Below are 5,752 nucleotides of genomic sequence, written 5' to 3' on the forward strand. Positions count from 1 at the left end.
TAACTGCACAAGGGTCATTTGTAAGAGTTGCAATTTGCGATGTGAAAGAAGGAAAAGAAAAGTATTTTTTACATACGCAAGAAACAATTTGGAATAAAGGAATGGAAAATGCAAAAGGGATATTAGGTGGAGTTGTAGGGAAGTCTTTAAAGAATGAAAAACGTTACATAGTATTAACGTATTGGCAAGATGAAATAGCACATGAACTCTATATGAAAGAAATTTTCCCAGAGTTATATCAGTTAGCAAATGTAAATGAGTATGTTGAAAATATAAATGGGAAGAGAGTTATTCGGAAGGAAGAATGGTCTGTTGCCGCTTCTAAATAAAGTTAGAACTTATTAAAGTAGCTAGTTTCGAAAAATTCGATACAGAACATTAGTTCTTGTATAATTACTTTGTACAAGAATAAGAGGGGAGATATTTAAATGAGTAGAGTTTTAAGATTTGAATTGCAAGTCCCAAACCCTGAAGAAGCTATTCAATTTTATACAAATAGTTTTGGATGGAAGTTTGAAAAAATGCCTGGGCCACATGACTATTGGTTCATAATTACAGGTGAGAGTGATAGACCTGGTATCGATGGTGGATTAATGAAATCACCTGATGGTGCTACTAGGACAACTAATTCGATTGAAGTACCTTCAGTTGATGAGTACATAAATAAAGTTATTGAAAATGGTGGACAAGTAGTTGTACCTAAAACTGCTATTCCTAATATGGGTTACTTTGCTTATTGTATAGATAATCAAGGGCTTCTTTTTGGAGTATGTGAAGAAAATAGTGAAGCGTAAAAAATTAGGGGAGTTCGAGATTATTTTGTTTGTTGAACGATGTTTTCTATCAAAGATTATAATTATTGAACACTTTTGTATAAAAATTAGTATTCGTTTAGTTGAAGAAGGATCCATTTTGATTATTTTCAAAAGGGTTCTTTTTTATTTTTCACATATTGTGAGTTATTTAGGCATGATTAATCAAACTTATATCGGTATATTATCTATGAAAAAAGTAAATAAATGATGTTATATTCAAGGGTTAATCTATTGACTGCTAAACAGTTTGAGGTGAAAAGGAAAAGAGGACCAATTATTTTCGTGTAAACATGTAATTAAGTGAAGACGTCATATACCCTTTCATGTTAATATATTTAAGTTATAATAGGAGGCTTACCCTTTTGTATTGTACGGTAGAAGCAGTGTGAGCTTGAAATTTTTTATGAAAAGGATGTGCCTAACTTGCGTATCAATAAATTTATTAGTGAAGCTGGAAAAGCGTCTCGACGTGGAGCAGATAAGTTAATTAACGAGAGAAAAGTAATTATTAACGGTAAGGTTGCAAAAATTGGTGACCAAGTAAATCCAGGTGATGACGTACGAGTAAATGGAGAGCAACTTCGTATTGCTCGAGACCATGTGTATATCGCTTTAAATAAACCAGTAGGTATTACATGTACAAGTGAAAAAGCAGTAAAAGGTAATATTATCGATTTAGTGAATCATCCTTTACGAATTAATCACATCGGACGTCTCGACAAAGACTCAGACGGTTTAATTTTGTTAACGAATGATGGCGATATCGTTAATGAGATTTTACGTGCTGAAAACAAACATGAGAAAGAATATATCGTTTCAGTAGATAAGCCGATTACACCGGAGTTTTTAGAAAAAATGGCAGCAGGTGTTAAAATTTTAGATACAAAAACACTTCCTTGTGAAGTAACACAGTTATCAAAATATGAGTTCCAAATTATTTTAACACAGGGGCTAAATCGTCAAATTCGCCGTATGTGTGAAGCTTTGGGTTATCAAGTATACACGTTAAAACGTACGAGAATTATGAATATTGAGTTGAATAATTTACCAGTCGGACAGTGGAGAGATTTATCGAAAAAAGAGAAAAAACGCCTATTTTCAGACTTGAATTACGAACCACAAGATTGGTAAAAAAGAGAAGGGGAGACCAAAAAATGTTTTTGGTTTCTTTTTTTTGAATAAAAAATATATTTTTAACACTTGTAAAAATAAAATGAATAGGATATATTAAATAACAATAAATGTAATTGTTACAAAAGCAAAGAAAAGGACACGAGTTATTTTAAACGGTTATACAGAGAAGGAAGRAAAGCTGAGAACTTCCTAACGCAGTAAAATAACTTACCACCTTAGAGCTGCACTGGGGAAATCAAGTATCTAGTGCCGTGTAARCGACGTTAYCGYAAAAGAAGCCATTGTATATTTGYGATGGGAATCTGGGTGGAACCACGRRTAWAAGCAYAYTCGTCCCTATTTTAGGGATGARTRTGCTTTTTATTATGAAATGGAGAGATGAAAAATGAAAGAACAGATGATCGAAATTAAATTTCCAGATGGTAGCGTTAAAGAATTTGTGAAAGGYATTACTTTRGAAGAAATTGCTGGKKYRATTAGTAGTAGYTTRAAAAAGAAAGCAGTCGCAGGAAAAGTTAATGATAAGTCTTTTGATTTACGACGAAACATTGAAGAAAGTGCGAAAGTTGAAATCATTACTATGGATTCAGATGAAGGGGTAAAAATTGCAAGACACTCTGCGGCACATATATTAGCGCAAGCTGTAAAAAGAATTTATGGTGATGTAAACCTTGGTGTAGGGCCAGTCATTGAAAATGGATTCTATTATGACATGGATCTTCAAAGTAGTGTAAACGTAGAAGATTTACCGAAAATAGAAAAAGAAATGAAAAATATTATAAATGAAAATGTAAAGATAGAGCGAGTTGAGGTTTCTCGAGAAGAAGCAAAAGAATTGTTTCAAGAAATGAATGATAGTTTGAAATTAGAGCTTTTAGAAGCAATTCCTAATGGGGAAAGTGTAACACTGTATAAACAAGGTGAATTTGTAGATTTATGTAGAGGACCACATTTGCCATCTACTGGTTATTTGAAAGCATTTCAATTAACTCATGTTTCTGGTGCATATTGGCGAGGCGATAGTAACAATCAAGTGCTTCAGCGTATATATGGTGTTGCTTTCTCTTCTCAACAAAAATTAGAAGAGTATTTACATTTTGTTGAGGAGGCCGCAAAGAGAAATCATCGGAAATTAGGTAGTGAACTTGAATTGTTTATGTTTTCGGAAGAGGCTCCGGGAATGCCCTTTTACTTGCCAAAAGGACAGATTATTCGCAATGAATTAGAAGCATTTTTAAGAGAAATTCAAAATGAGTACAATTATCAAGAAGTGCGTACTCCATTTATGATGAATCAAGAATTATGGGAGAAGTCAGGACACTGGGGACATTACAAAGACAATATGTATTTCTCAGAAGTAGATCATAAAAGTTTTGCGTTAAAACCGATGAATTGCCCAGGCCATATGCTTATGTTTAAAAATAAATTACATTCTTATCGTGAATTACCGATTCGTATGTGTGAGTTCGGTCAAGTGCATCGACATGAATTTAGTGGCGCTTTAAACGGATTATTAAGAGTTCGTACTTTCTGCCAAGATGATGCTCATTTATTTGTAACACCAGAACAAATTGAAGATGAAATCAAATCAGTGTTGGCGCAAATTGACTATGTGTATAAAACTTTTGGTTTCGAGTATGAAGTAGAGCTTTCTACTCGTCCAGAAGATTCAATGGGTGATGATAAATTATGGGAGCAAGCAGAATTGGCATTAGAAAATGTATTACAGTCATTAAATTATAAATATAGATTAAATGAAGGTGACGGTGCATTTTACGGTCCGAAAATTGATTTCCATATTAAAGATGCTTTAAATAGAAGTCATCAGTGCGGAACAGTCCAACTTGATTTCCAAATGCCAGAAAAATTTGATTTAAATTATATAGATGAAAATAATGAAAAAAGAAGACCGGTTGTAATCCACCGCGCTGTATTAGGATCTTTAGATCGCTTTTTAGCGATATTAATTGAACACTTTGGAGGCGCGTTCCCAGCGTGGGTGGCACCGGTTCAAGTGAAAGTAATTCCAGTTTCAAATGCAGTGCATGAAAAATATGCAAATAGGATTGCAGATAAATTAGCACAAGCCGGGATTCGTGTCGAACGAGATATACGAGATGAAAAGTTAGGATATAAAATTAGAGAAGCGCAAATGCAAAAAGTTCCGTATGTTCTTGTTATTGGGGATAAGGAAATGGAAAGCGAAGCTGTAAATGTACGGAAATATGGTGAAGAGAAGTCAGAAGTTGTTGAACTAGATGCGTTTGTGGAAAGTATGAAAGAGGAAATTAAAAATAGGAAATAGAGATTGATAATAAAACACACCATTAATATGTAATACTGAAGTTAAAGTAATTAAAGATATATTAAATAACAATAATAAACGCAGAGAAGGGATAGCTTAATTGCTATCCCTTCATCTTAATTTTACAATCTAATCCCATTGGTTGAAGAAAGTTGTTATTTGTTTTTATTGAGTGTATTCGTCGCTTGTACTCCAAAATATCACCTGGTTGACAATCTAAAGTCTTACATATCGCTTCCAATGTTGAAAAACGAGCCGCTTTTGCTTTCCCATTTTTCAGAATGGAAAGATTCGCCATCGTAATCCCAACCCTCTCCGAAAGCTCCGTTACGCTCATTTTTCGTTTTGCTAACATCACATCAATATTAATAATAATTGTCATATTCTCCACCTCAGACCGTTAAATCATTTTCTGATTTTATATTAATAGCTTCTTGTAAAAGCCTTTGGAGAACAGCAGCAAAAACGGCGATCACCATAGAGGCGAAAATGATGGTCAATCCGATTGGTATGAAACTTGGAGGATCAATTTTTTTCGCCATGAGATAGTAGAGTGGCATACCTAGCAAGTACAAGGTACTGATCGTGATGGCACAGTATTTTATATTCTTTAAAGCCTTTACCGATAATTCCGAGAACGCTTGGTTCTTATCAATATAGCTTAAAAGTTTAAAAGCTTGATACAGAGCAAAGTAAAAAGGTATCGCTGCCGCGTACATATCGATTAAAACGAGAGATTTCATATAAGCAATATCTGGATACAATTCTCCAGCGAAATTCCCAATCTTAGGCACCAAAAATATGCACAATGCAAGAACTGGGAATCCTATAAAAATAATAGCTAGCTTTAAAAAGAGTGTCGTAACTTGTTTCATAAAAAGCACCTCACTTATGTAATAACAACATGATTTTATCATGCGATTTATCGTTTTGCAATAAAAATGTATTGTTTTTTATTGTGTTATTATTTTTATTGAAATATCTTTTAAATTTTGATAACAATAAAAAGCATTTCTCATTCCAAAGAAATGCTCTTATGAAGTGGTTTGTTTTTTTAACCTTACAAAAATGTAAGGTAAATGTAAGGGAAATCGAATGAAAGGATTTTAGAAAAGTGAGAATATTAAGCAGAGAAATCGTTTGTATTTCTTATGTATCTCAATCTGCATTTGGAAAATTTAAAAATTCTTAAGAATTTTTATGAGAAAAATATAAGAAATATATGGGAAATTTATACTATACAAAAGGGATGGAGTGAAAGAGATGTCAACAAATGTAGTTACTGTAGAAAGTGTAGAAAAAACGTATGGGAAAAGAAATGAGAATCAGTCAAAAGCATTAAGGGGTGTTTCATTAAGTATTAAAGAAGGAGAGTTTGTAGGGATTATGGGTCCTTCTGGATCTGGTAAAACGACATTATTAAATGTGATTAGTACACTTGATCAAGCGACAGGTGGTAGTGTAACAATAGCTGGCACAAATATTACTTCTATGAAGG

7 protein-coding genes and 1 other annotated feature are annotated in these 5,752 nt (G+C 33.3%); of the genes, 5 read left to right on the forward strand and 2 right to left on the reverse strand.

Going from position 1 to position 5,752, the window contains the following annotated elements; genetic code table 11:
- The 4 genes from AC1DJR_RS15370 to thrS all read left to right on the forward strand — a co-directional run.
- Positions 1-329, forward strand: a 329-nt coding sequence (locus tag AC1DJR_RS15370) for an antibiotic biosynthesis monooxygenase family protein (protein ID WP_477002950.1), incomplete at its 5' end; no start/stop codon positions are given.
- A gap of 99 nt (positions 330-428) precedes the next feature.
- Positions 429-794, forward strand: a complete 366-nt coding sequence (locus AC1DJR_RS15375; RefSeq protein ID WP_002031902.1) for a VOC family protein — start codon at positions 429-431, stop codon at positions 792-794.
- Between the two features lie 444 nt (positions 795-1,238).
- Positions 1,239-1,946, forward strand: coding sequence for a pseudouridine synthase (locus tag AC1DJR_RS15380; protein ID WP_002085707.1), 708 nt, complete (start codon positions 1,239-1,241; stop codon positions 1,944-1,946).
- 121 nt (positions 1,947-2,067) lie between these two features.
- Positions 2,068-2,290, forward strand: a binding site (T-box leader).
- A 44-nt stretch (positions 2,291-2,334) separates the two neighbouring features.
- Positions 2,335-4,254: a threonine--tRNA ligase gene (gene thrS / locus AC1DJR_RS15385; RefSeq protein ID WP_477002951.1), complete on the forward strand. Its 1,920-nt coding sequence runs from the start codon at positions 2,335-2,337 to the stop codon at positions 4,252-4,254.
- A gap of 103 nt (positions 4,255-4,357) precedes the next feature.
- Here the strand turns inward: thrS and AC1DJR_RS15390 are convergent, their stop codons facing one another.
- Together AC1DJR_RS15390 and AC1DJR_RS15395 are read right to left on the reverse strand one after the other, a co-directional pair.
- A complete protein-coding gene (locus AC1DJR_RS15390) occupies positions 4,358-4,636 on the reverse strand; it encodes a helix-turn-helix domain-containing protein (protein WP_429687279.1) in 279 nt (92 codons plus the stop codon).
- Positions 4,637-4,646: 10 nt separating this feature from the next.
- Entirely contained in the window at positions 4,647-5,129 is a 483-nt protein-coding gene (locus AC1DJR_RS15395; RefSeq protein WP_002127302.1) for a DUF2975 domain-containing protein, read from the reverse strand.
- 379 nt (positions 5,130-5,508) lie between these two features.
- Between AC1DJR_RS15395 and AC1DJR_RS15400 the strand changes: the two genes are divergently transcribed.
- Positions 5,509-5,752, forward strand: a 244-nt coding sequence (locus tag AC1DJR_RS15400; RefSeq protein WP_477002952.1) for an ATP-binding cassette domain-containing protein, incomplete at its 3' end; no start/stop codon positions are given.

This window comes from Bacillus sp. 05T31 (assembly GCF_056396725.1).